Origin of the sequence: Bacteroides sp. OF03-11BH (genome assembly GCF_003604005.1) — a bacterium.
GTDB lineage: Bacteria > Bacteroidota > Bacteroidia > Bacteroidales > Bacteroidaceae > Bacteroides > Bacteroides ovatus.
This window is the reverse complement of sequence record NZ_QTMW01000008.1, coordinates 96,995-121,965: the sequence shown is the minus strand read 5'-3', so window position 1 is coordinate 121,965 and position 24,971 is coordinate 96,995. Positions and strand designations below refer to the sequence as shown.

Here is a 24,971-nt window from a genome sequence, read left to right as displayed (position 1 = left end):
ATTTAGTCGTGAAGTTTCTTTTTGCGCAGATACTCCAATAAGAGGGCAGGACGGTCAGTTTGAATTAATTTGGCTCCCTGATTAATGATCCATCCCCAGCTTTCATCCGGTTGATGAAGTTCTACTGCACGGTCGTCATCATGACCACCACATAATTCGGGCCAAAGAGAGTTTATAAACAACTTAGAACCCGTATCACGCACTTTTTTTATCAGGTTAAGCACCTCAGGACTATCATTATCAAACACTAACTCATAAGCAGCAGGCTTCATGTGAGTCTTGTAACTGTCAATAATAGCTTCGGCTCCTTTTTTATGCAACTGTACAATAGGCATAAAAATCACTTTATCCAATACAGCACCGTTTTCGGCTTTCACTTGTTCATAAGGAAGGCCGGCTTTGATAACACACTGGTCAACCGTTCCCGTCTTTTCGAGTACAATATAAGCTTCCTGAAAATAATCATACCCCTTATCAATATTTACCATGATCTTACCTTTGCAGAGCAACATCACTTCTTCCAATGTAGGAATCTGATGTCTTGTCTTACAAGCTACTCCATTTTTAAGACGCATTGCTTTCAATTCGGCCAATGTATAATCTTCCACCAGTCCTTTTCCAGACATGGTACGATTGATCGTTTTATCATGCATCACTACTAAATGTCCGTCTTTGGTTCGTTTCAAATCGATCTCCACCATATCGACACCCATATCAATGCAATTCTGTATACCTTGCAATGAGTTTTCCGGGGCATTACGCCAGTCAGCCCGGTGGGATACAACCAATATTTTATCTGGATGATTTCCCAGCAGATTTTCTCTGATTTCAGCTATTCTATTTTGAGCAACAGCCAGTTGCACCAAACACAGAAGAAGTATGAAGTTACATATCCGTTTCATAAGTTCAAGCATTAAGAATTTTAATTCAGTTTATTGTTTTTCCAGACTAGTTTTTCTCCCCACATTGGTACATAAGTCTGTTCACAGTTAATCTTCGAAGCCCGTTCGAGTGCCATATCCAATGACCATCTTGATTCATCAACACCTGCATGAGCCAGTTCCAAGATATGTGATAACAAGACATAATCGGGCTCCACCTGTCCCGCACCTGAACCCAGAATATTATTTTCGGTCAGAGCATTGGGAGCATAACGCGGTATCAAAACATTCACATGAGAAGCCAGATTCGTATATTGTTCCGGTTTATAGTTAGAGTCTCCTACATGCATAAAAACGAAATTACCGGTATCTTCCCCACAATCGATCGAAAACACAGTCACAAAATTAGATAACCCGGCATTGTTATGGTCAGTGATACAGGTTTTAATCTTGAATTTTCCAATTTCATAATCTTTATCCCCCTTTGCAGTATAAGGATATGTCGTGTCTTTCAAATAGTTGGATAACACCGGTTTACCTAAATCAAACATAGCCTGGATAAGATCATTACTATAATGATCGGAGTGCTTGTGTGTAACACAGAGAAAATCAATATAAGGTGCCAGCTCTTTCGCCCAACGATGAGAAATGTCAATAGCAAAACATCCTGACGGAGTTTTTACCACATACCCCATATTATAGAGTAACCAGATCGCTGCCGTACCATTTTCTACTTTTGAGTTTTTAATTCCATCCATTACACGATCAAATGCACTCCGATAAAAATAGATAATCGGATCACACTTTTCCATACTCGTACTTGCCTGATCGAAGCCATTCAGATAACTGATGAAATAATCATCTTTACACTTATCCGCATATCCCTGGATCTTGGTCAAAGTAGTGGTACGTCCGGTATTGACAATCAAAGGAGAAGAACTCCACAACTGTTGTGCAGTGGCATCTACTTCCTCTGCCAATTGCGTAAGAATTCCTTCATGACCAGTTTCGGTACTGTTGTTGTCATCATCATCACAAGCAACAAAACCTATTGCCAAAAGACAAAACAGTAAATATTGTATTTTTCTTATTATATCCATCTTATTTCTGATTTTTATAGTCATTAATTATTTTATTGAAAGTCTCAACCACCCGTTCCGGTGTCGGACGCGTATTGTCGTTTTCATGGTCTTTGGTAGCTTCATACATGAAAACCCCTTCATAGCCGATTCCTTCGAGTGCATGCATTAACTTTCCCCATTGAATGTCACCTTGTGTAGGAAGCCAATGACACTCGTTGACAAAATCAAAGTCCGAAGCGTGTATAGTACCTATACGTTCACCAACAGTTTCTACAAAATGCCCTGTCGTCCCTTTAGTATAATGATTGGTATCAAAACAAACCTTCACACCCGGAATATCTTTGATCATCTCCAAAAGCTCTTCAGGAGTATTACCCAGGCAAGTTCTCGGCAGATTTTCGATGCACAACTGTGCTCCTATTTGATCCGCATATTTTTTCAGATAAGCGATAGACCTGGAAGCGTTAGTTATTCTTTGTGCCCGAATACTGTCAGTAATAGGCTCAGAACTAGGATGCAATACCAAACATTTCGGCTGAAATTGAGCACACTGTCCAATCATCTCCGCCATAAAATCTACATTTTCTTTCCTTTTCTTTTCATCCAGCACCGATATGTCCAACGTGCGTGAGAAAGGAAGATGTATAGACCAGACCTTGATACCGGCACTATCAATTTTTGCTTTCATATCCCGGATACGAGGAACAACTTCATCTGCCGGAACTCCTCTATAACACTGGTTAAATGCTACTTCCACATACTCTACCCCCACAGACCGAGCTTGAGAAAAGTCTGTGGAAGCAGGTACTTTCCACAAAGCTGTAGTCGTACCTACTTTATATTTCTGTGCATATAAACCCATTGTCATCGCCATAAATAAGATAAAAACAGGAACTCTCATTATCGCTTACTTTTGACGGTTTGTACCTTGAATATCACCACCACGAATACTCCAGGAGTCTGTTGCTAATGTCTTATTGACAGCAAAAGCCTTTATCGAACCGATATTATTAGATCCGATCGTTCCGCAATAAAGCCGTCTGTCCGGACCAATGCTAACAGCTGCCATGACCTGTTGTCCCACAGTCTCTTCAAAAACAATGTTTCCATTAGTGATGTCAAGTCCCAGCACTTTGTTATTCGATTGGGTACCTATATAAAGAATACCATCCGTACTCAAAGCACCTCCACTGTAGTTCAAATTGTTACCCACATTTTTCTCCCAGATTTTAGATCCGCTGGCATTTACTGCATGAACAGTCTGCGATCCTTTTTCAGTAAAATAGACATTGCCATTTTTATCAGCAATCGGGAAATAAGCATCTCCTTTTGTAGTCGGATACGTCCATTTCTTTGTTCCGTTTGTCATATCAACAGCAACGAGTCCTCCGTTTTTCAAAGTCGCATAAAGTACCTGATCCTTCAAAGCAAACGTAGCCTGTTCTGTCACATTCACTTCTTCCAATTTCCAATTCTGCTCTTTATTCGGTTTAAAAGAATAAATGGCTGCACTTGTACCTGCATAAACATTTCCGGCTTTATCAATAGCCACAGCACTACCGGTTGCTCCGTCAAGCGATTGTTGCCATTTAATAGCACCACTGGATGCATCCAGCGCATACAACGTACTCTTATTGGTGAGACAGTAAAGAACACCATCGGCCGACAATGCAGGGAAAGCTCCTATCGCAGCATCCAATTTTACTGCCCACTTTTGAGTTCCGTTCGGATTAATAGCATATACATTATTAATAGTGGCATTTCTTACACACTGATAGATTGTACCATCAGGAGCCACCAACGCACCTCCGCCATAAGTTATCTGACTGATAGCAAACACCCACTTGAATTCACCGCTCACTACGTCAATAGCAAATAAATGACCCGCAGGAGTAGATGTCGGGATATACATTGTTTTTCCATCCGGAGAGAACACTGGATTGGAGGTCTTTACATATCCGGTAAGTCCACCGAAGTTCAAATCGACAGAATTCCATTTATAATTGCCGACCGTGACAGTCAGACTGCCCGACTCGGTGGTATTATTAACATAAGTCACCGTTACAGCCACTGTATAAGTACCGGTAGTAGTAAAAGCATGCACCGGATTGTTTTCTCCCGATGTCGTACCATCACCAAAATCCCAACTTACCGATTTCACTTCACCAGCCATGAAATACATATCGTTATAAGCAAAGGTAGAAGGCTCCCACACAACCAGTTCCGTACTAGCGAGAATAGGATAGATCAATCCGGGAGTAGCAGAAGTTTCCACCGCAATAGAATTGCCTGTAGGATAAACACAGACTACATTGAATGTATATTCCTGATCGTTAGTCAAACCATCAACGATGTATTCTTCCAATGAAGTATCATCCAGATTGATAATCTGATTACCGGGATTCACGGTAACCTGATAGCGAGTGAAACGTTCACTCGCAGGTTTCGTCCATCTCAAACGCACTCTTTCATTGCCGGCTGCTGCCGTCAGATCAGAAATCGGATATCTTGCATTCTTCGGTGTACAGGTAGCAGTAGTTTTACTGGCCAATCCTCCCGCATAACGAGGTTGCACAGAAAAAGTGTAAGCAACATCGTTCACCAGATTATTGATAGTGGCAGTCATTGTTTTTGCATCCACAGTCATCTCGCCTCCTTCCGCTTCTGATGATCCGGAAGTCCAAAGAATCAAATATTCATTCGGACGGGCATTCTCGTATGCTTCCCAGGAAAGAGTCACATTCATATCTCCGGCTGTTGCCGTTAGTGACTTCAGTTCATATAAATCGAAACTTGCCTTTGGCAGATCTTCTTCACAAGCAGTAAAGACTACCGTGAAAATAAACAACAAGCTATATAGTATTTTTTTCATCGTTTGATTTCTTTTAGTTTAATCCTATTAATATCCCGTATTCTGCCACAACAGTTCTGTGTTGTTTATTCTTTCCAACTCCGTTTTTGGAATAGGATACAGGAATTGATAGTCCTGAATAATATGTCCTTCTGCTTTCATAGCCTCCTTAGCACCTCCCATACGTACCAAATCGAACCAACGCTGTCCTTCATAAGGAAACTCCTGTTGACGTTCCAACATAATCGCTTTACGGAAGCTATCCTGATCGGGAAGCTCTGTTATCTGAAGCGGAGACAATCCGGCACGAGTATGCACAGCATTCAAAGCAACCATAGCTTCTGAATTCTGCAAATTACTATAACTGATTTCATTCAAAGCTTCAGCGTACATTAACAGCACATCGGCATAACGGAGAATAATCTGGTCATTACCGACTGTATTATAGGTCGCACTTTTGACATCCTTAAATTTATTCATCACGCATACTTTATCTTCCACCTTTACATAGGTAATCAGATTCTTGCGCTTATCCCCATCTTTGTAGCACTCTTTCAGAGACTTTGTCTGATTGGTATCATCAGTCAGATTAATAATAGAGAACCAATATCCATGTCCTTCTCCTTCAACATCCTTATTAAAGCGAACAGCAAAAATAATCTCATCGTTCATTTTATTGTTCACGTCAAACACCTGTTCGGGAGTAGTCATTAAAGAATACCGACCCACTAGTTGAGATAGCACATTGCGAGCCTCCGTCCATTTATGGAAAGTCAGGTAAATCTTGCCGAGCAATGCCATTGCAGCACCGGAAGTCACTCGTCCCATATCGGCACTTGTATAAGAAGACGGCAACATATTTTCATTAATAACCTGATTCAAATCACCGACAAGAAAATCATAAACCTGTTGATCGGAACTGCGCCCGATTTTAAGAGCTTCAGCCACCGTCACCACTTTATTAGTCATCGGTATCCCTCCCCATAAACGATACATATTAAAATAAGTAAGGGCACGGATAAAAAGAGCTTCGCCTTTATATTGTTTTTTCAGAGTTGCGTCGAAGTTGGCCTCATCAATTCTATCTAATACAAGATTGCAACGATAGACTCCATTATTAAAGTTCGCCCAGGCATCTTCCAAAATTCCGTTAGAGGCTTTATCTGCAAACTGATCGATATCATAACGGTCTTGTGTTCCGGCAGTGGGCGCACTCAATGTCAAATTATCACTCCGATATTCGCAACACTCTGTAAAATAGGAAACTTGTGTCTGCAATTTGGAGTAACATCCTATCACAGCTACATTAAAATCTTCCGCTGTCTTATATACCTTGTCGGTAGGCACACTGCTACTCGGTTCCAAATCGAAGAAACTATCTGTACAAGCAACTGATAACAAGGCAGTTGACAGGAATAGTATTAGTTTATATTTTTTCATATAACGTGTATTTTAAAGGATGATTAAAGTGTTATGTTTAGCCCAAACAAGAATGTTTTAGCTAATGGATAAGTTCCATAATCCTCACCCGGTGAAAGAGAATTACTCGGACGTGCATTTACTTCCGGATTATATCCGCTATAATTAGTCGAAGTCCATAAATTTTGTCCGGAAACGTAAACTCTTAATTTTTCCACGAAAAAGCGTTGAGTCAGGTTCTTCGGCAAGGTATATCCTAGTGTCACATTCTGCAGTCGCAGATAAGAACCATCTTCCAGATGCCAGGTTGAAGTACGACCATTATACCCCTTTGACTTACGGTTGGCACGATTCACCTGACCGTTTCCCGGATCTTCCGGACTTTTCCAACGATTCAAGGCTATAGTGGTGCCATTGGTATTACCTTCCAGATTATCAATGTAACGACGATTCAGATTCAGAATCTCATTACCATATACTCCTTGAAAATTAAAATCAAGGTCAAATCCCTTAAACCAGACTTTACCACCAAACCCATAGGTAAAATCGGGCATATAGTTACCCACGATTGTACGATCTTTATCCAAATCCATCACTCCATCCCCGTCTACATCCACAAAGCGGAAATCTCCCGGCTGGGTATTGCTGAAATGAGGATACTTTTTTAATTCTTCTTCATTGGAGAAAATTCCATCCTGCACCAACAGATAATAACATCCGATGGGTTCACCGACTTTCGTTATGTAATAAGCATGATCTACGCTACCGGTAGATATGATAGGAGCATTACCCGGACCGAGTGCCTTCACTTCGTTCGTATTAGTGGCATAATTAGCATTAAACGAATAACCGAAATCTTTAGTTATATTCTTCTGTGAGGTCAAAGCAACTTCCCATCCCCTATTATTCACTTTACCGATATTCATCAATGCAGTGCTATATCCGGTCAAGTGGGGAACTGGTACATTCAACAACATATTAGAGGTATTGGTATTATAATAATCCACAGTCAGTCCCAGCAATCCTTTGAACATCTGCAAATCAACACCCACATTCACCATCGCATTCTTTTCCCAACTCAAATCTTCATTCTTTATGGTACTTGGCTTATAACCATTCACCAATTGTCCGTTACCTGTGCCAAGCACATAATTATCCAAAGCCATCAGAGACAAATGATCATAATTACCAATCTGGAAGTTACCGGTCACTCCATAACTCGCTCTTAACTTCAAATCATCAACAAACGACAGACACTTAGCCTTCATAAAGAAGTCTTCTCCGCTTATTCTCCACGCCAAAGAAGCTGAAGGAAAATATCCCCACCGATTATTCTTGCCAAAACGGGAAGAACCGTCTGCACGAATAGCCGCCGAAGCCATATATTTACCTTTATAGCTGTACTGCATACGCGCCAGATAAGAAGCAATCGTCCATTGGGTTTTATCGGATGCACCTTTCGTCACCGTACCTCCGGAAATTGTTTGTATATAGTCGTTCGGGAAATCGGTCGCCGTCACATTATCTCCTTTATATGTCTCTTTTTGAGCCGACTGTACTAAGACCACATTGATGGAATGAGCATCTTTAATCGTTGTGTTATAATTGATTTTATTCTCCACCAACCAGTTGAAATAAAAACCTGATGAACTGTAGGCTGTCGGATTTGACTTTACATCATAATACTTTTGTCCCAATAAAGGAAGTTCCGAAGAACGATATTGGTCATTATGCGAACCATAATAATCGCCACCAAAAGAAATGTTATAAGTAAGCCCCTTATACAACTCCAATTCAGCAAAAACTTTTCCGACAATCGCCATACGGTCTACAACATCCGATTGTAAGTTTGCCATGGCTACCGGGTTCAATACGGCATTATGCTGATAGTCATTTCCAATTCTCCAATAGCCGTTTCCCTGATAATTATAGCTGCCATCCGCATTATACACCGGCCATACCGGAGGCATCATCAATGCCGATTGCACAATACCATTAGATCCGGAAGCATCTACCCGATTGGAAGTAGAATAGGAAGGAGAAAAATTCAAACCGAATTTCAGTCTTTTATATTTCCCGTCCAAATTCATACGCATACTATATTTCTTAAAGTCGGAATTAATTATAATACCTTCTTTATCATAATAGTTGGCTGAAATGAAATAGCCGACTGTCTTTCCTCTGCCGGAAATAGAAACATTGTGGCTGGTAGTAGCAGCAGTACGAAAAATAGCATCTTGCCAATCCGTATCCGTCAACCCCTTATCACCATTCAGATAGGGAAAGAGTTCGGTAGGAATACGTTCCCATGAATTCGGGCGCATTCCATTCGGGTCATCCGGTGAACCTCCGGGATTAGCATCCAGATAAGCGTTGTCATGACCATCCTTTGCAAATTCGGCAAACTGATATGCATTCATCATTGAAAGTTTCTTCGAAACACTCTGGATACCATAATATCCATCATACTGCACTTTCATCTTTTCCGACTGTCCCTGCTTGGTCGTGATAATAATTACACCGTTGGAACCGCGACTACCATAAATAGCTGCCGACGAAGCATCTTTCAAAACTTCCACAGATTCGACATCATTATTATTCAGATTGGCAAATCCACGTTCCACCGGCATGCCATCAATAATATAAAGAGGATCACTACCGGCATTAACCGTACTGATACCACGAACACGGATACTTACACTTCCCTCCGGATCACCACTTGGCTGTGTAACCTGTACCCCCGGCATCTTACCTGCCAACGCCTGACGAAAGTCTGAAGCAGAAACATCCGCAATTTGTTCAGCTTTCACGGAAGAAATAGAAGTAGAGACGTCTCTTTTTCTCTGAACTCCATATCCCACCACTACTACCTCATCAATCATCTTACTATCTTCTACCAACGTGATTTTCGCCGTATTTTTATCCTTTGCAGAGATATTTACCGTTTTATATCCAATATAAGAAATAGTCAATGTTGCAGACTCCGGTACATTCATTAATGAATAACGTCCGTCAATATCGGTAATCGTACCACTGCCTTCTCCCTTAATCTGCACACTGGCACCAATCACCGGTTCTCCTTTATCATCTGCAACTATTCCCTGGATAGTGCGCGCACGTTGAGCAGTTTCTTCTTTCTTAAGCGGCTGTTTGCTGACAGCAATTGTATGATCGGTCCTATTGAAATAAAGCTTGGCCTGGGAAGTAATTTCTCCCAGAATCTGTTTTAATGAAGCATTTTTAATGTCGAAAGAAACTCTCGGAGCCTTGTTCACCGTCTCCTGATCATAGAGAAACTTAAAATTAGTCTGTTTGCTGATTTTATTGAAAACACTCTCTACCGGCTCGTTTTGCACACGAAGCGTAATATCATGCTCTTTCAATGTCTGAGCAGCAGCCGGAGCTATTAAAATGAAGGTGAATAGTAAAAAAGCTAAAAACGAACAGCTATTTTTACTTATCCCTTTACAAATAAGAAGATTATTCATAAATTTGTGCGTTTTAGTAATTGACTAAAGTTATTAAAAACAAGCAATGCGCGATACGTTATTCATTTGGGTCGAAGCTTATGAATATCCGTCCGGATTGCGGATAGAGGCATTCCTTTGGAGTGCTTCTATCATTTTGGGGAGGTTCATGAAGGAGCTGTTTTCATCTATTATTTTTTAAAAGGTTGAACATTATCTATTATTCATCTCATTCTTTATAAAGAAGTACATTGATGCCCTCTTTCTTATATTTGATATCACCGCTGATAAATTCAATGGATTTAAGTACCGCTTCCAGACTCTTGTTATCATGTTCGCCGGTAATCAAGTTGTTGAAATCCTGACCGGGAGCAAAAGTAATCCGGCAATTATATACCCGTTCCAGTTCTTTTGCCACATCGCGGATAGGTGTACTGTAAAAGCGTAACCCACCTTTCATCCAGACAGCCACTCCCCTATCCTCTGTTTTCTTACTATATTCTCCGGAAACAGTATTGATAAGCACCTGTTCTTTAGCAGTCAACCTCATCATCGCTTCCGGCAAATCGACCTGCACCTTACCACTCTCCACACTCACAGACACTATTTCATCTGTTGAATAGGATTTTACATCAAACCGGGTACCTAACACCTGAACATCCAGTCGCTTCGTCCTCACAACAAATGGCATCTTTTCATTACGGGCAACACGGAAATATCCCTCTCCTTCAAGTTCCACTTCACGGAGATCTCCAACAAAACGATCCGGATAACGCACTTGCGAACAAGAGTTCAGAACCAAAAGAGTCCCGTCCGGCAAAGTCACTTGTCTTTTCTCACCAAAGGAAGTGGTAATTTCAGCCAATGTGACCTGTCGTTCATTCATATACCGGAAAAAGTTGACACTCCCTATGATAATGGCTATTACAGCCGCTGTACTGACTGCCACCACAGAAGCCCGGCGGAACCATGTACGTTTTTTGTGTTCAATACGTTTCAGTAATTGGCGTGCCTCTCTCTTATATTTTTCCCGCTCCAAATCATTACCAGGTTGCAGGTTCCCGGATTCTTCCCAAACCTCTGCTGCCAGTTCGTCCAATATATCTTGGTTTTCTGAATCCTTAATACTTTGCAACAACTGTGAAGCATCATCCCGGGTATAAAGATCATCCAGATAGCGATGCAATTTATCTTTTTCTGTTTTAGTATCTTTCATCATATATTCAAAATAAGGATATTAATTTCCTTCCCTTTGTATAAGTAATACACAAAAGTAAGAAAGAGCTAGGGTGTGATTAACATTTATTATAAATTCAAGCACAATAGAATCAAAAGTACATCGGCTGATGTACTTGAATATTTAGTCAAATAGGAACGAATCACTTTTAGAGAAAGAGAAATATGTTCTTGCACTGTATGAACTGAAACGCCCAATGCTTCGGCTATTTCTTTATGAGACATCTGTAGTTCACGGCTCATTTTAAATACCTCACGCTGGCGGGGCGTTAATTGCTCCAATGCACGGGCAATAATCTCTTTCAAATCATTGAGCAGAATATGATTATTCGTTTCGTTCGTTGAATCGATCGCTTGAGAAAGAATCTGCTCTTTCAGCTGATCTTCATTAGCCATATCCCGCAACTGATTCAAAATACGATTACGCACAATAGTATAAAGATAGGAAGAAAAAGAGGCTTCGGGATTGATGAAACGACGGGTTTGCCAAACTACCGTAAACGCATCCTGAAATATATCCTCCGCAAATTCATGCGACTTGACGAATTTCAGGGCGAAGTAGAGCAAACGATTCTTATAAGCGGCATAAAGTTCGCAAAAGGCCTCTTCATCTCCGTCTATCAGACGGAGAACCACTTCCCGTTCATCCATTAGAGTGTCTGTTGCGTACATACTTTCTTTATTTTTGGCCACAAAGGTATTGTTATGATGTTACAAACGTATGTATTTTTTCTGAAATAAAAAAATAAAGCTCCCTTCTTATTAAATCTCCCGTTAAGAACTTTATCTACCTTTCCATTGTTATTAGTAATAGTAAAGTGCAAATAAGACGCACACCAAAGTTCTATTAAAAAAGAAAGGAAGATTATGAAAAAAGTAATCGACAGAGCTTCATCAAGAGGCTATTTCAATCACGGCTGGCTCAAGACCCATCACACATTCAGTTTTGCCAACTATTATAATCCGGAAAGAATTCATTTCGGAGCATTACGAGTGCTGAACGATGACAGTGTAGACCCGTCTATGGGATTCGATACACATCCGCATAAAAATATGGAAGTGATTTCCATCCCCCTAAAAGGATACCTGAAACATGGTGACAGTGTACAAAACACAAAAACCATCACTCCGGGTGATATTCAGGTTATGAGTACAGGCAGCGGCATTTATCACAGTGAATACAATGGCAGTGATAAAGAACAACTGGAATTCCTGCAGATATGGGTATTTCCACGAGTTGAAAACACCAAACCGGAGTATAACAACTTCGATATTCGTCCGCTCCTGAAACCAAATGAACTGGCGCTAATCCTGTCTCCGAACGGGAAGACTCCAGCTTCTATCAAACAAGATGCATGGTTCTCTATGGGAAGTTTCGATACGGAAAAAACAATCGAATATAAGATGCATCAGGAAGGTAACGGGGTATATATCTTCGTACTTGAAGGAGAAATCACAGTGGCGGAAGAACGGCTGTCCAAACGTGATGGTATCGGTGTTTGGGATACAAAAGAATTCCCGATACATATATTAAAAGGAACCCAACTTCTATTAATAGAAGTACCCATGTAATTTTCGCTAAAATTTCAATTTATTCTATTCAAAAAGCGGCCTCATCGAAAAGATGAAACCGCTTTTTTATTCATTGTCCAAGATTGGTCATTATCGGAGAAATCGTTATTTTCCTTTCTTATAATTCTCCAATCCGGTCTGTAAGAATTCAATATACTTAGGAATATCTTCGTTATAAGCATACGACTTATTCAACGGTTTACCCTGATTGTCCAGCAATACATAGAAAGGCTGGGCATTAGCTCCGAATTTCACACGTTGCAGATAGCTCCATTTATCGCCGACAGTACGCAAAGTACGTTCTGTACCGTTTTCGATAATCTTCACAGGTTCAGTCAACGGAGTTTTATTATCTACATAAAGTGTAATCAATACGTAGTCGTTATTAATCAAATCACTCACTTTCGGGTCAGTCCATACCGCTGCTTCCATCTTACGGCAGTTTACGCAACCATATCCGGTAAAGTCGAGCATAACCGGTTTTCCGTTCAGACGGGCATATTCCATTCCTAAATCATAGTCATCGAATTTCGCGTGTACATCATTCTTATGCAGATTGAAATCTTGCGTCTGCATAGGCGGAGCAAATGCAGATACGGCTTTCAATGGTGCTCCCCACAAACCGGGAACCATATATACGGCAAATGCTAAAGAGATTAACGCCATAAAGAAGCGGGTTACTCCCACCTTATTATCATCGTCATCGTGCGGGAATTTGATCTTGCCCAACAGGTAGAATCCAAGCAAAGCAAAGATGACAATCCATAAAGCCAGGAATGTTTCGCGGTCAAGCAATCTCCAACCATAAGCCAAATCAGCAACTGACAAGAATTTAAGTGCAAATGCTAATTCGAGGAAACCCAGCGTAACCTTGATAACATTCATCCATCCGCCGGACTTTGGCATCGATTTCAGCCAAGACGGGAACAGGGCGAAGAGTGTAAACGGCAATGCCAAAGCGATGGCAAATCCTAACATACCGATTGCCGGAGCAACTACGCTTCCTGTTGTAGATACCTGTACCAGCAAGAAGCCGATAATCGGACCTGTACAAGAGAAAGATACCAATGAAAGCGTGAAAGCCATCAGGAAAATACTTAGCAATCCGGTCGTAGATTCAGCTTTGCTATCTACTGCATTTCCCCACTTCGACGGCAGCCTGATTTCAAACGCTCCAAAGAATGAAGCAGCAAAAATCACCAGCATCAGGAAGAAGAGAATGTTGAAAATAGCATTGGTAGATAAAGCGTTTAATGCACTGGCTCCGAAAATCAAAGTAATAGCCAAGCCCAATGCCACATAAATCACTACGATAGATGCACCGTATGTCCACGCATCACGAATTCCTTTCTTTTTGTCTTTACTACGTTTTAAGAAGAAACTGACTGTCATCGGAATAATCGGCCATACACAAGGGGTAAACAATGCCAATAATCCACCCAGAAAACCTGTTATGAATATATATATCCAGGACATGTCTTCCTGACCATGTTCTTCTCCTAAGGCTTGTAAATCACTGATTACCGGTTTCCAAAGATCACCCGATGCAACAGCAGGCTGAATATCCGTAGCAGCTTCGGTTGTAGTTGCAGGCACCAGTTCCATCATCGCAGAAGAATCTTTCGTAGCAGCAGGAACGGGTTCTTCTTTTTGCTTATCCGCTACCTTTTGCTCCGGTTGCTCTGTTTTTGTTGCAGCGGCATTTCCGGCTTTTGCTACTCCGGAATACTTAAACGGCACCTGAGTAGGAGGCAGACAACTCTCGTCATCACAAGCTCCATATTCCAGATAACCTTCGATTGCGTAAGCTCCACCCGTGAATTTTACTTTCTGCACAAACTTTGCTGTATTCTCGAAATAGCGTACCTTCATTTCGAACAATTTATCGAAAGTAGATACTTCTTTGCCTACAGGCTTCAGTTTGCCTACAAGCTCGACACCCGATTTATTATCAACATTGAATGTTGCGGAAATAGGGCCGCCATCTCCCAGATCGGTAGAATAAACATGCCAACCTTTATCCATGGTAGCTGTAAACACCACCTCTGCCTCCGTATCGGAGAGAGCTGTCAGCTCTGTTTTAAACTTTACCGGATCTTTGATCTGCGCTTGCAATGCATATACAACAAAGCTTAAAAGCAGGAAAGAAATTATTTTTCTCATCTTTATTTTTGAGGTTTATAATTCATAGTCTACGCACGCACGGCTCTCCTTCGTTTCAGCCAGAATCTTTCCGGCAGCTACGTGATCGGGATGTGTTGCGTAGAATCTAACATCTTCTAGTGTATCAAACTCACTGTAAAGCGCAATATTCCATGTTTCACCAGGATTCATATTCAATCCGACCTCCACTTTGCGAATTACAGAAATTTTAGCAGGAAGAGCTTCTATCGCTTCCTTGAATTTAGTCATGACTTCCAGTTTCCCTTCAGCAGGAACTTCGTCTTTTAACTTAAATAATACAATGTGTTTTACCATTACGTTGTTATTTTAATGAATTGTTTCTATATTTGTCTTGTTAATGCGTTTACCACATTAATAGTAATGCAAAAATACTCTATTTGGTTCAAATATACATTTAAAGAGATGTTAATTATAGGAATAGCAGGCGGAACGGGCTCCGGAAAGACCACCGTCGTACGGAAAATTATAGAAAGCCTCCCCGCAGGAGAAGTAGTACTCTTACCACAGGATTCATACTACAAAGACAGTAGTCATGTCCCGGTTGAAGAACGCCAGAATATCAATTTTGACCATCCGGATGCTTTTGAATGGAGTCTGCTATCCAAGCATGTCATGACGCTGAAAGAAGGGAAGAGTATCGAACAGCCCACCTATTCTTATCTCACATGCACGCGCCAGCCCGAAACCATTCATATCGAACCTCGTGAGGTGGTTATCATTGAAGGAATCCTTGCCTTATGTGATAAAAAGCTGCGCAATATGATGGACCTCAAAATATTTGTTGATGCCGATCCCGACGAACGCCTGATTCGTGTCATTCAGAGAGATGTCATTGAGCGCGGACGTACTGCCGAAGCTGTAATGGAACGCTATACACGGGTTTTAAAACCTATGCACCTGCAATTTATCGAACCTTGCAAACGATATGCCGACCTTATTGTACCGGAAGGAGGCAGTAATAGGGTAGCTATTGATATACTGACTATGTACATCAAGAAGCACCTTAAGAATTAAAAATTAAAAATTAAGAAATGAATGTCAAGACACTGAGTATTCCTTTATTTCTTATTCTATTTTGTTGTATGCTCGGATGCCGGAATAAGCATCATAACAAGATGGATGAGACAGCGCGTGATCTTCCACAAATAAAAGATAGTGGCGAACTCGTTGTATTGACATTATATAGCTCTACTTCCTATTTCATTTACCGGGGACAAGAAATGGGGTTCCAATATGAACTTAGTGAACAGTTTGCCAAAAGCCTGGGACTAAAACTTAGGATTGAAGTAGCCAACAGCGTCGACGAAATGATCCAAAAATTATTGGCAGGTGAAGGAGACATGATTGCCTATAATCTGCCAATCACCAAAGAGTGGAAAGACAGTCTTCTTTATTGTGGCGAAGATGTAATTACTCACCAGGTAATTGTTCAGCAAGGAAGAGGAAAACAGAAGCCGTTGAAAGATGTAACCGAACTGGTCGGAAAAGATATATACGTAAAACCAGGGAAATATTATGACCGCCTCGTCAATCTGAATAGTGAATTAGGAGGAGGTATCCGGATTCATGAAGTCACCAATGACAGTATCACTATTGAGGACTTGATTACGCAAGTAGCGCAAGGAAAAATTCTGTATACGGTGGCCGACAATGATTTAGCCAGACTTAATAAGACCTATTATCCCAATTTAAATATCGGCCTGTCCATCAGTTTCGATCAACGTTCTTCGTGGGCGGTACGAAAAGACAGCCCCGAGCTCGCAGCCGCTGCTACCCAATGGCATCAGGAAAACATGACTTCTCCTGCTTACACAGCGAGTATGAAACGTTATTTTGAGAATAGTAAAATGATGCCGCACTCTCCTATCCTCTCCTTAAAAGAAGGAAAGATATCTCATTATGACCATTTATTCAAGAAGTATTCCAAAGACATCGGCTGGGACTGGCGCATGCTTGCATCATTAGCGTATACAGAATCCAATTTTGACACTACCGCTGTATCTTGGGCAGGTGCCAAAGGACTCATGCAGTTAATGCCTGCCACAGCACGTGCAATGGGAGTACCTCCCGGCAAAGAGCAGAATCCGGAGGAAAGTGTGAAAGCGGCTATCAAATATATTACTGCCACCGACCGGAGTTTCAGCATGATTCCCGATAAGCAGGAACGGCTCAATTTTATCCTGGCATCTTACAATGCCGGTTTGGGACATATATATGACGCAATGGCACTAGCCGAAAAATACGGGAAAAACAAATTAGTATGGAAAGATAATGTAGAAAACTTCATCTTGCTTAAAAGCAATCAAGAATACTTCAACGATCCTGTCTGCAAAAACGGATATTTCCGTGGCATCGAGACTTACAATTTCGTTCGAGATATTATGTCGCGCTACGAATCCTACAAAAAGAAAATAAAAGCATGAGATAAAGTATTAAGTATTAGGTGTAATACCTAATACTTATTTCCTATAGGTCATCAGACTGATTACGACAATAGCCAATACAGATAATGGTAAGGCAAATAATATCGGGTCAATCACAGGGAAAGGATAAGTGGTAATCAACACATCCCGTCCGAATAACGCTTTACAGATACCTAATGCTTCAGATTCTTTCTGATGAAGAAACACAAGAGCAAACAGACTGCCGATTGTTCCCACCCAAAGACTTGCCATGACACCTTGTTTAGTAGCTTTCTTCCAATATAAAGCACAGAAATAGGCCGGAAGAAAAGCGGCTGCACAAATTCCCATAAAGATAGAAGTTCCGCGGGCTATAATATCATGAGGCAACATATAACAAATAATATAGCTGACCAGGATAGAGAATAATACGCCCAGACGGATCACATTGGTAAGTTTATTCCGTGAACGGGGTTTATAAGTTCCGTAAATATCAGAGCCTACCGAAGCACCCATCGTATGGAACTGCGAACTTAACGTAGACATACTGGCTGAAAGGATGCACAACATAAAGAGTGCGGCAAACCAGTCGGGCATCGCTTTATTAATAAAATATGGAATTATCTTATCAATATCCTGCACAACTTCGGTAGCAACCGCTCCTTCTGTTTTCAGGAAGAAAAGATTACTCAAGGCTCCAGCATGATAGATAGCCCCTACTGTTATAATCAGAAAGAAACAACCGATAAATACACCGCGGTTCAACTGCTTGCTACTCTCCACGGTCATAAAGCGAACCACTAACTGCGGCTGTGCAAGACAGCCGATTCCTACTCCTAAAATGAGAGAAGTTACCAGCGAATACCATTGTGGAGAACCTGTGATGGGCATTGCAGTCCATCCTTGATGTCCTAGCGCTTTAAACTTTTCCGGAACTAGCGGAGCAATGGCAGTCAATTCTTTATTAGCTTCGATAAAGTTCATATCAAGCACCTGATACAAAGAAAACAACAGAAATAACATACAGCCAAACATGATAACTCCTTGCAAAGCATCTGTATACATTACTCCTTTCATTCCCCCTGCTATGACATAAGCAGCAATAACCAAGGTAAATATCAATAAGGAAACATTGAAATCAATCTGAAAGATTTGTTCGATGAATACGGCTCCACCTTTCATTACAACCGCTGCATAAAGCGGCATTCCGATGAAAATAACAGCAGCAATAAATACCTGTATATTACGGGAACGGAAATGACGGCCTAATAATTGAGGGAAAGTACTCACATTCAACTTCGCCCCCATACGCCGGGTACGCAAACCGAAAAAGATAAAAGCTATAACCACCCCAACAAACATATTGAGGAAACAGAGCCACTGAATACCCATTCCAAAAGCAGCCGCCACTCCTCCAAAACCTACAATAGCAGATGCAGAAATAAACGTAGCACCATAAGAAAGTGCCATTACGATAGGATTCATCTGACGTCCGCCTACTAAATAATCACTGGTATTCGTTGTTTTCTTATATCCCAAAAAGCCGAGGTAGGCCAGTGACAGCAGATAAGCTACCACAATTAGTCCAAGAGTAAATGTATTCATCGGGTTTCGTCTTTTTCGTCGTCCTTATTCCAATATTTCAGCCCAAACCAGGCAGCAAAAATCACACATACCACCGAAAGCAGGTAAGGCAGAATAATAAAAGGGTCGTCTATTCCAAACATTTGCGTATCAGATTTTAATCAATTTGGACGCAAATGTAAGGAAATTATTGAAAAGACAAAACTTTTGTTTACTAATACTGATTATAATGTATCTTTTTCTCGTCAAATTTCTGTTTCGGGTTCTCTTTTGTAGCCGGATAGCCAAAAGGAATGACACAAAGCGGAAGAATATTATCGGGCAGGTTAGTATATTTACGCACTACTTGCATACGGTCTTCATAAGGATAGGCCGCTGTCCATACAGCACCCAATCCCAGACTTTCAGCAGCCAACAAAATATTCTGTGCTGCTGCAGAACAATCTAAATACCAATATGACGAGCGTACTGAATCTCCACAGACGATGATGGCGTTACGGGCCTGCGTCAGCATTTTGGCATAAGGAAGTGCTGCTGCCATTGAATCTAGTTTGGCACGATCAGATACTACCACAAATTCCCATGGACGGATATCCCTACCCGTAGGAGCAGCCATTCCGGCACGAAGCATAAAGTCGATTTTCTCTTTCTCTACTCCTTTATTCAGATAAGCACGCACACTTTTGCGCTCGAAAATATTATCCAACACAGCATTTCCGGTTCCGGATGTTCCTTTTTCTTCTTTTGCAGAAGAACAGGAGGTCATAGCAGTGACTGCTACAATCAGACATAAGAAAGAGAAAATCTTTTTCATTGTGACAATGTTTAAAACAGGTTCAACTTATTTTTCTGTGCTTCTTCCAACGAAACAGTTTCACGCTTCATCAGCCCACTCTTTTCACGGAGTGCTTCATATTCTGTTTCCAATTCATTCACCAGCTCGGCTTTTGCCTGCGGGTTGAGCAATTTGGAAGCGACACTTGCATTTTGGGAAGCATCTTTCAGGTGTACTACCGGAGCATGATAAACAGGAGCAATCTTTAATGCCGTATGCATCTTCGATGTAGTGGCTCCACCAATCAAAAGAGGAATATCCAAACCTGCTTTTTCAAGTTCAACAGCCACGTGAGCCATTTCTTCCAAAGATGGAGTAATCAGTCCACTCAACCCGATCATATCTACCTTTTCTTCAATAGCACGCTGAACGATGGTTTCTGCAGGAACCATTACTCCTAAATCTACAATATCATAACCATTGCAGGCCATCACTACAGCTACAATGTTTTTTCCGATGTCGTGCACATCCCCCTTTACAGTTGCCAGTAGCACTTTACCTGCCGAAGCACTTCCTTCCACTTTTTCCGATTCAATGATCGGTTGCAAGATAGCTACGGCTTTCTTCATGGTGCGGGCAGTCTTCACAACCTGGGGAAGAAACATCTTACCGGCACCAAACAGTTCACCAACATGGTTCATTCCATCCATCAGCGGTCCTTCAATTACATCGACAGCTTTATCATAAAGAGGCAATGCCTCTGCCAAGTCCTGTTCCAGAAAATCTCCAATTCCTTTCATCAAGGCATACTTCAAACGTTCCTGAACAGTTCCTTCTCTCCAGGCATCTTGCTTGACAGCCGGTTGTCCGGCAGTTTCGCTCATGTTTGCTTTCAGAGATTCCGCTAATTCGATAAGCCGTTCCGCCGCATCCAGACGACGGTTTAAGACAACATCTTCTATCTTTTCCAAGACATCAGCCGGAATATCAGTGTACAATACGGAAGTTCCCGGATTCACAATCCCCATGTCCATTCCTTGTTGGATGGCGTGATAAAGGAACACTGCATGCATGGCCTCACGGATATAATTGTTGCCACGGAAAGAGAAAGAGAGGTTGCTGACTCCTCCGCTGATGTGTGCACCAGGGAGATTTTTCTTTATCCAAGCGGTAGCTTCAATAAAATCTACAGCATAGTTATTATGTTCTTCAATCCCCGTAGCTACAGCAAGCACATTGGGGTCAAAAATAATATCGTGAGGATTAAAACCAATTTTGTCAACCAAAAGAAGGTAAGCCCGTTGGCAAACTTCGATTTTACGGGCGGCTGTATCTGCCTGTCCTTTCTCGTCGAACGCCATGACCACAGCAGCGGCTCCATATTGCCGGATGATTCGGGCATGTTCAAGGAAAACTTCCTCTCCCTCTTTCAAAGAAATAGAATTGACGATTGATTTGCCCTGAAGACACTTCAGTCCGGCTTCAATAACTTCCCATTTGGAAGAATCGATCATAATCGGAACACGGGCTATTTCCGGTTCGGACATGATAAGATTCAGGAAAATAGTCATCTCTGTCTTTGCCTCCAACAATCCATCGTCCATATTGACGTCAATCACTAAAGCACCGTCCTCCACTTGTTGGCGGGCGATAGAAAGGGCTTCATCATATTTCTTTTCATTGATGAGACGAAGGAACTTGCGCGAACCGGCTACGTTGCAACGTTCGCCGACATTCACAAAGTTTATTTCCGGCTTCACCTCCAACAGTTCAAGTCCGGAGAGCCACATACAATCCGGCGCAGAGGCAGGAACGTGTGGTTTAGCTCCTTCTACAAGGGCGGGATATTCAGCAATATAAGCATCTGTCGTACCACAACAGCCACCAATAATATTGATTAATCCTTCTTCAATATATTCTCTCACTTCATGAGCCATATCCGCAGGTGTCTGGTCATACTTACCCAGACTATTCGGTAACCCGGCATTCGGATAGGCACTAATATAATAAGGTGCACGGGATGCCAGCTGTTCCAGGAACGGCTTCAACTGACGGGCACCGAATGAGCAATTCAAACCGACTGAAAATATATTGGCATGTTGCACAGAAGCCAGAAATGCATCCAATGTTTGTCCGGACAATGTTCGTCCGCCAATATCAGACACTGTTACAGATAACATGATCGGCACTTCTATGCCTGTCATTTTCATGGCTTGTTCGGCAGCAAAAATTGCAGCTTTGGCATTTAGGGTATCAAAGATTGTCTCAATCAGAATGGCGTCTACCCCACCTTCGAGCATTGCTTCCATTTGTTGCTGATAGGATGCAGCCAGTTCGTCGTAACTCAAAGCACGATAAGCCGGGTTGTTCACGTCCGGGCTCATAGAACAGGTTTTATTGGTAGGTCCTACGGAGCCGGCCACAAAACGTGGTTTATCGGGATTCTTGGCTGTATACTCGTCAGCAAGGTCACGAGCCAGTTTTACGGCTGCAAGATTCATCTCACGCACGTATTCTTCTACGTGATAATCAGCCATAGAAACTGTGGTTGAACTGAATGTATTGGTCTCGATGATATCCGCACCTGCTTCCAGGTATTTACGATGAATATCTTGAATCACGTCGGGACGTGTGAGACACAATAAGTCGTTATTCCCTTTCAACTGTCCGGGGATATGCGCAAATCGTTCACCACGAAAATCTTCTTCCTTGAGGTTATATTGTTGAATCATTGTACCCATTGCCCCATCCAGAATAAGGATGCGCTCGGATACGACTTGAGAAATTGTCTTTTTCATTACCCTATCACATTAATTCCTAATTACCTACTCTGCCATCATCTGCCAGACTCTTCGCAGTCCGGCGTTTATCTTATAGCGGTTTTTAGTTACCGCTTGAACATTCTTGCCATATCTCTACGGTCGTCTTTCTCCTTTATAGATTCCCGTTTATCATATTCTTTCTTACCTTTCGCCAAAGCGACTACCAGTTTCGCCAAACCTTTTTCATTGATAAACAAGCGTACAGGAACAATCGTAAAGCCGGGATTTTTCATCTCCCGCTGAAGTTTTTCCAATTCTTTTTTGTTAAGCAACAACTTCCTCTCTCTACGTGCCGTATGGTTATTGTACGATCCATAGAAATATTCGGCGATGTGCATATTCTTCACCCACAATTCGCCTTTCGTAAAATAGCAAAACGTATCTACCAGACTGGCTTTTCCCAAACGAATGGATTTTATTTCCGTACCGGTCAATACAATACCTGCTGTGTAGGTATCTATCAGCTCGTAATCAAACGTAGCCCGTTTATTCTTTATATTTACAGGAGGTTGTTTCATCTTTACTCATTAATTAAGTATAGCCGTCAGTCTATTAAACACGATCTGTATCACCGCCGGACATAGTATTAACAATACAGACGACAAAAGGGTGTATTTTAATCGTTGTTTTTCTTCTACTCCCATCAGTATAGGAACTCCCTCCCATACCACATAGACGATGTAGAACTGCAGCAACCAAGCAATAATTCTAAAATCAGGTAATAGTCCGGTTACTATCTGAAGCAGGAAAGACACAACCAATGCATATCCTGCAAACTGTTGTGTCAACGGCATATTGCTATGCAGACCAAACATCCTTGTTCCCATTTCATTGATGGCATAAGCTGCCAGAAAATAGCCACCGAACAGGGCTACAGCTACGGCGCAACAATTGGTCATAGCTATCTGGAAACTTTGCGGACCTCCCCACCCATTCGTCAATAACGAACCGATGAATACGGACAGACCGCATAAACCAATCATAGGATAGACAAAAGCCATAAATACTTTTCGCCTATCCTCTTCCATAGAAATTTCCTCCCAAGCCTTGGCCGGAGAGGAAATCAATTTCATTGCTATGTTAAATAGTTCTTTGTAGTTCAATTGTTAGTTACGTATTTATCATAATCATTAATAGTATAAGTTGCATCCTTATACCCATTATTTGAACCTTCTTCAATTTTAGGTGAATCACCCGTTTGTTCTGGTACTATAATTTTAATAGTTTTGAGTTTAGTACCTTCAAAACGACTTACAACATTAGCTATATTAAAAGCCCTATAACGAGTCACTACAGTCTTTTCTTTATCGGCATCTTCAGTAGAAGTATGGCGTAAACGTAATACCATAGTATTATCATCATTTGCAGTATTCTCCTTATCATACACTAAATAAAAAGTATGACTAGACACATTCTCTTCTTTTTCGACACAGAAAGGCATAGGAAATATTATCCATTTTGCACTGTAAAGATAAGGTGAAACACTAGAGCCATATCTACTCAGAGAAATTATAGAACGATTATACGTTACATCATCTGAAGAAACGTATGAGTTAACATTCAACTTTTCAGCTCCAGCAGCTTCCACAATGATCTTTTTTGTGTTCTGATCAACAGGTTGCGTTTCCGTATCATATTGTGCATTCAGCAGAACAATATCCCCACTATATGCATCACTAGATAAACCAGGGATTGACATTGAACTAGCCTCAAATATTACGTTACTACCTTCTACTTGAAACTGGTATGGGAATGTATTTACTAAAGTAATCACACCATATACAGGTACTACTGTATTATTTTCTCCTTTCATACAAGAAGTAACCGACACACCCATAACCACAGCCATCAAAGCCACCAAGAAAAATTTCATCTGTTTCATAAACATATTTTTTAGATTTTGCAAAGATATAAATTCTAATTCATAATTAATAAATGCAAGTACTTAAAAAATACTGCATCCTTTACTTTATTATTTTTGCAAAAAGTTCCAAATGTTCATCTACGTAACTCGCAATCAATGCTGTTACTTGCTCTTCTGTCTCCAAATAAGTCTCTTCCAATTCATCAAAAGCTTCATATTGCTCATACATAGCCATAAATTCATCATCCGTCCGTTCCTTTTCCAAGTCTTTCCGGTTGGAATCAAAGATTTTCTTAGCCTTATAAACTAATTTAGAGAATTCTTCCGCTCCCCACAAACGCATCACTTTCGCAAACGGATTATCAAAGATATAGCCACCATAGCCATTCTGAATTAATTGGCAAAATCCACCAACCATTATTTCATCACGAAAAATCTGATATGCCAGCAAAGAATGTTGTTCTCCTGTCAGCAGAGGCATTGTTTCGGCAGTTAGTTCGCCACCGACAATCTCTTTATATTTATCTGTAAACGCTTGGATAAATTCATCCATTCCTTCACCCGCAGCCTTCTGTAAAGCAGACTCTAAAACTTCGATCATATCTTCATTTAATATTTGAAGCAACAAAGTTACAACTTTAATCCCATATCTAATAATGATACGCCTACAATCTTACTAAAAACAATTATCAATCCGTTTCATTCCTTCCGGTACGGTTTTGAAGCAAATGATACTTTAGCAAACAAGTATTGAAACGGTAGCCCGTGAAATAATATAGAATTTACCTAACGTACAAACGTAGGTTATCTACCGTGTGAATGTCCGTTACCT

General features: G+C 41.1%; 21 protein-coding genes. 3 read left to right on the top strand and 18 right to left on the bottom strand.

Going from position 1 to position 24,971, the window contains the following annotated elements:
• Positions 1–2 precede the first annotated feature (2 nt).
• The 8 genes from DXA54_RS08290 to DXA54_RS08255 all read right to left on the bottom strand — a co-directional run bounded on the left by DXA54_RS08290 (position 3) and on the right by DXA54_RS08255 (position 11,608).
• A complete protein-coding gene (locus DXA54_RS08290; RefSeq protein WP_004305975.1) occupies positions 3–902 on the bottom strand; it encodes a glycerophosphodiester phosphodiesterase family protein in 900 nt (299 codons plus the stop codon).
• A 20-nt stretch (positions 903–922) separates the two neighbouring features.
• The gene (locus tag DXA54_RS08285) at positions 923–1,981 is read right to left on the bottom strand and encodes an MBL fold metallo-hydrolase (protein ID WP_004319543.1); all 1,059 of its coding nucleotides are present in this window, start codon (positions 1,979–1,981) and stop codon (positions 923–925) included.
• A 1-nt stretch (position 1,982) separates the two neighbouring features.
• Positions 1,983–2,864 (bottom strand): sugar phosphate isomerase/epimerase family protein, encoded by an 882-nt coding sequence (locus tag DXA54_RS08280; RefSeq protein WP_120079204.1) that lies wholly within the window; start codon positions 2,862–2,864, stop codon positions 1,983–1,985.
• Between the two features lie 6 nt (positions 2,865–2,870).
• Positions 2,871–4,835: a PQQ-binding-like beta-propeller repeat protein gene (locus DXA54_RS08275; RefSeq protein ID WP_120079202.1), complete on the bottom strand. Its 1,965-nt coding sequence runs from the start codon at positions 4,833–4,835 to the stop codon at positions 2,871–2,873.
• A 27-nt stretch (positions 4,836–4,862) separates the two neighbouring features.
• Positions 4,863–6,254 carry a RagB/SusD family nutrient uptake outer membrane protein gene (locus tag DXA54_RS08270; protein WP_004305970.1) on the bottom strand — a complete coding sequence of 464 codons (1,392 nt, stop codon included), beginning with the start codon at positions 6,252–6,254 and terminating at the stop codon, positions 4,863–4,865.
• Positions 6,255–6,277: 23 nt separating this feature from the next.
• Positions 6,278–9,721: a TonB-dependent receptor gene (locus tag DXA54_RS08265; RefSeq protein ID WP_120079200.1), complete on the bottom strand. Its 3,444-nt coding sequence runs from the start codon at positions 9,719–9,721 to the stop codon at positions 6,278–6,280.
• 208 nt (positions 9,722–9,929) lie between these two features.
• Positions 9,930–10,919 carry a FecR family protein gene (locus DXA54_RS08260; RefSeq protein WP_008648361.1) on the bottom strand — a complete coding sequence of 330 codons (990 nt, stop codon included), beginning with the start codon at positions 10,917–10,919 and terminating at the stop codon, positions 9,930–9,932.
• A gap of 86 nt (positions 10,920–11,005) precedes the next feature.
• Positions 11,006–11,608: an RNA polymerase sigma-70 factor gene (locus tag DXA54_RS08255; protein WP_004305965.1), complete on the bottom strand. Its 603-nt coding sequence runs from the start codon at positions 11,606–11,608 to the stop codon at positions 11,006–11,008.
• 195 nt (positions 11,609–11,803) lie between these two features.
• Here DXA54_RS08255 and DXA54_RS08250 point away from each other — a divergent pair, with 195 nt between their 5' ends.
• Positions 11,804–12,508, top strand: coding sequence for a pirin family protein (locus DXA54_RS08250; RefSeq protein WP_004296925.1), 705 nt, complete (start codon positions 11,804–11,806; stop codon positions 12,506–12,508).
• A 105-nt stretch (positions 12,509–12,613) separates the two neighbouring features.
• On the opposite strand, the gene DXA54_RS08245 is transcribed toward DXA54_RS08250, so the two are convergent.
• Both DXA54_RS08245 and DXA54_RS08240 read right to left on the bottom strand, forming a co-directional pair.
• Positions 12,614–14,671, bottom strand: coding sequence for a protein-disulfide reductase DsbD family protein (locus DXA54_RS08245; RefSeq protein ID WP_009000895.1), 2,058 nt, complete (start codon positions 14,669–14,671; stop codon positions 12,614–12,616).
• Positions 14,672–14,686: 15 nt separating this feature from the next.
• Positions 14,687–14,986: a Dabb family protein gene (locus DXA54_RS08240; protein WP_008774925.1), complete on the bottom strand. Its 300-nt coding sequence runs from the start codon at positions 14,984–14,986 to the stop codon at positions 14,687–14,689.
• A 108-nt stretch (positions 14,987–15,094) separates the two neighbouring features.
• Here DXA54_RS08240 and udk point away from each other — a divergent pair, with 108 nt between their 5' ends.
• Positions 15,095–15,706, top strand: a complete 612-nt coding sequence (gene udk / locus DXA54_RS08235; RefSeq protein WP_008648370.1) for a uridine kinase — start codon at positions 15,095–15,097, stop codon at positions 15,704–15,706.
• Between the two features lie 17 nt (positions 15,707–15,723).
• Positions 15,724–17,115 carry a transglycosylase SLT domain-containing protein gene (locus DXA54_RS08230; protein ID WP_004305959.1) on the top strand — a complete coding sequence of 464 codons (1,392 nt, stop codon included), beginning with the start codon at positions 15,724–15,726 and terminating at the stop codon, positions 17,113–17,115.
• Positions 17,116–17,151: 36 nt separating this feature from the next.
• Here DXA54_RS08230 and DXA54_RS08225 read toward each other — a convergent pair whose 3' ends face one another.
• From DXA54_RS08225 to DXA54_RS08195, 8 genes are all read right to left on the bottom strand, one after another.
• Positions 17,152–18,699 (bottom strand): sodium:solute symporter family protein, encoded by a 1,548-nt coding sequence (locus DXA54_RS08225; RefSeq protein ID WP_004296930.1) that lies wholly within the window; start codon positions 18,697–18,699, stop codon positions 17,152–17,154.
• A complete protein-coding gene (locus DXA54_RS28505) occupies positions 18,696–18,821 on the bottom strand; it encodes a symporter small accessory protein (RefSeq protein WP_004296931.1) in 126 nt (41 codons plus the stop codon). The genes DXA54_RS08225 and DXA54_RS28505 overlap by 4 nt, the downstream gene beginning before the upstream one ends.
• Before the next feature lie 71 nt (positions 18,822–18,892).
• The gene (locus tag DXA54_RS08220) at positions 18,893–19,492 is read right to left on the bottom strand and encodes a nitroreductase family protein (RefSeq protein ID WP_004310800.1); all 600 of its coding nucleotides are present in this window, start codon (positions 19,490–19,492) and stop codon (positions 18,893–18,895) included.
• 11 nt (positions 19,493–19,503) lie between these two features.
• Complete coding sequence (metH, locus tag DXA54_RS08215) at positions 19,504–22,251, bottom strand: methionine synthase (RefSeq protein ID WP_074706082.1); 2,748 nt, start codon at positions 22,249–22,251, stop codon at positions 19,504–19,506.
• Positions 22,252–22,340: 89 nt separating this feature from the next.
• Positions 22,341–22,793: an SsrA-binding protein gene (gene smpB / locus DXA54_RS08210; RefSeq protein WP_008643258.1), complete on the bottom strand. Its 453-nt coding sequence runs from the start codon at positions 22,791–22,793 to the stop codon at positions 22,341–22,343.
• A gap of 9 nt (positions 22,794–22,802) precedes the next feature.
• On the bottom strand, positions 22,803–23,348 hold the full coding sequence (locus DXA54_RS08205) for a Yip1 family protein (protein WP_008021718.1): 546 nt from the start codon (positions 23,346–23,348) through the stop codon (positions 22,803–22,805).
• 26 nt (positions 23,349–23,374) lie between these two features.
• Positions 23,375–24,157, bottom strand: a complete 783-nt coding sequence (locus DXA54_RS08200; RefSeq protein WP_133304688.1) for a hypothetical protein — start codon at positions 24,155–24,157, stop codon at positions 23,375–23,377.
• A gap of 82 nt (positions 24,158–24,239) precedes the next feature.
• Positions 24,240–24,740, bottom strand: coding sequence for a DMP19 family protein (locus DXA54_RS08195; protein ID WP_120079195.1), 501 nt, complete (start codon positions 24,738–24,740; stop codon positions 24,240–24,242).
• Positions 24,741–24,971: the final 231 nt, after the last annotated feature.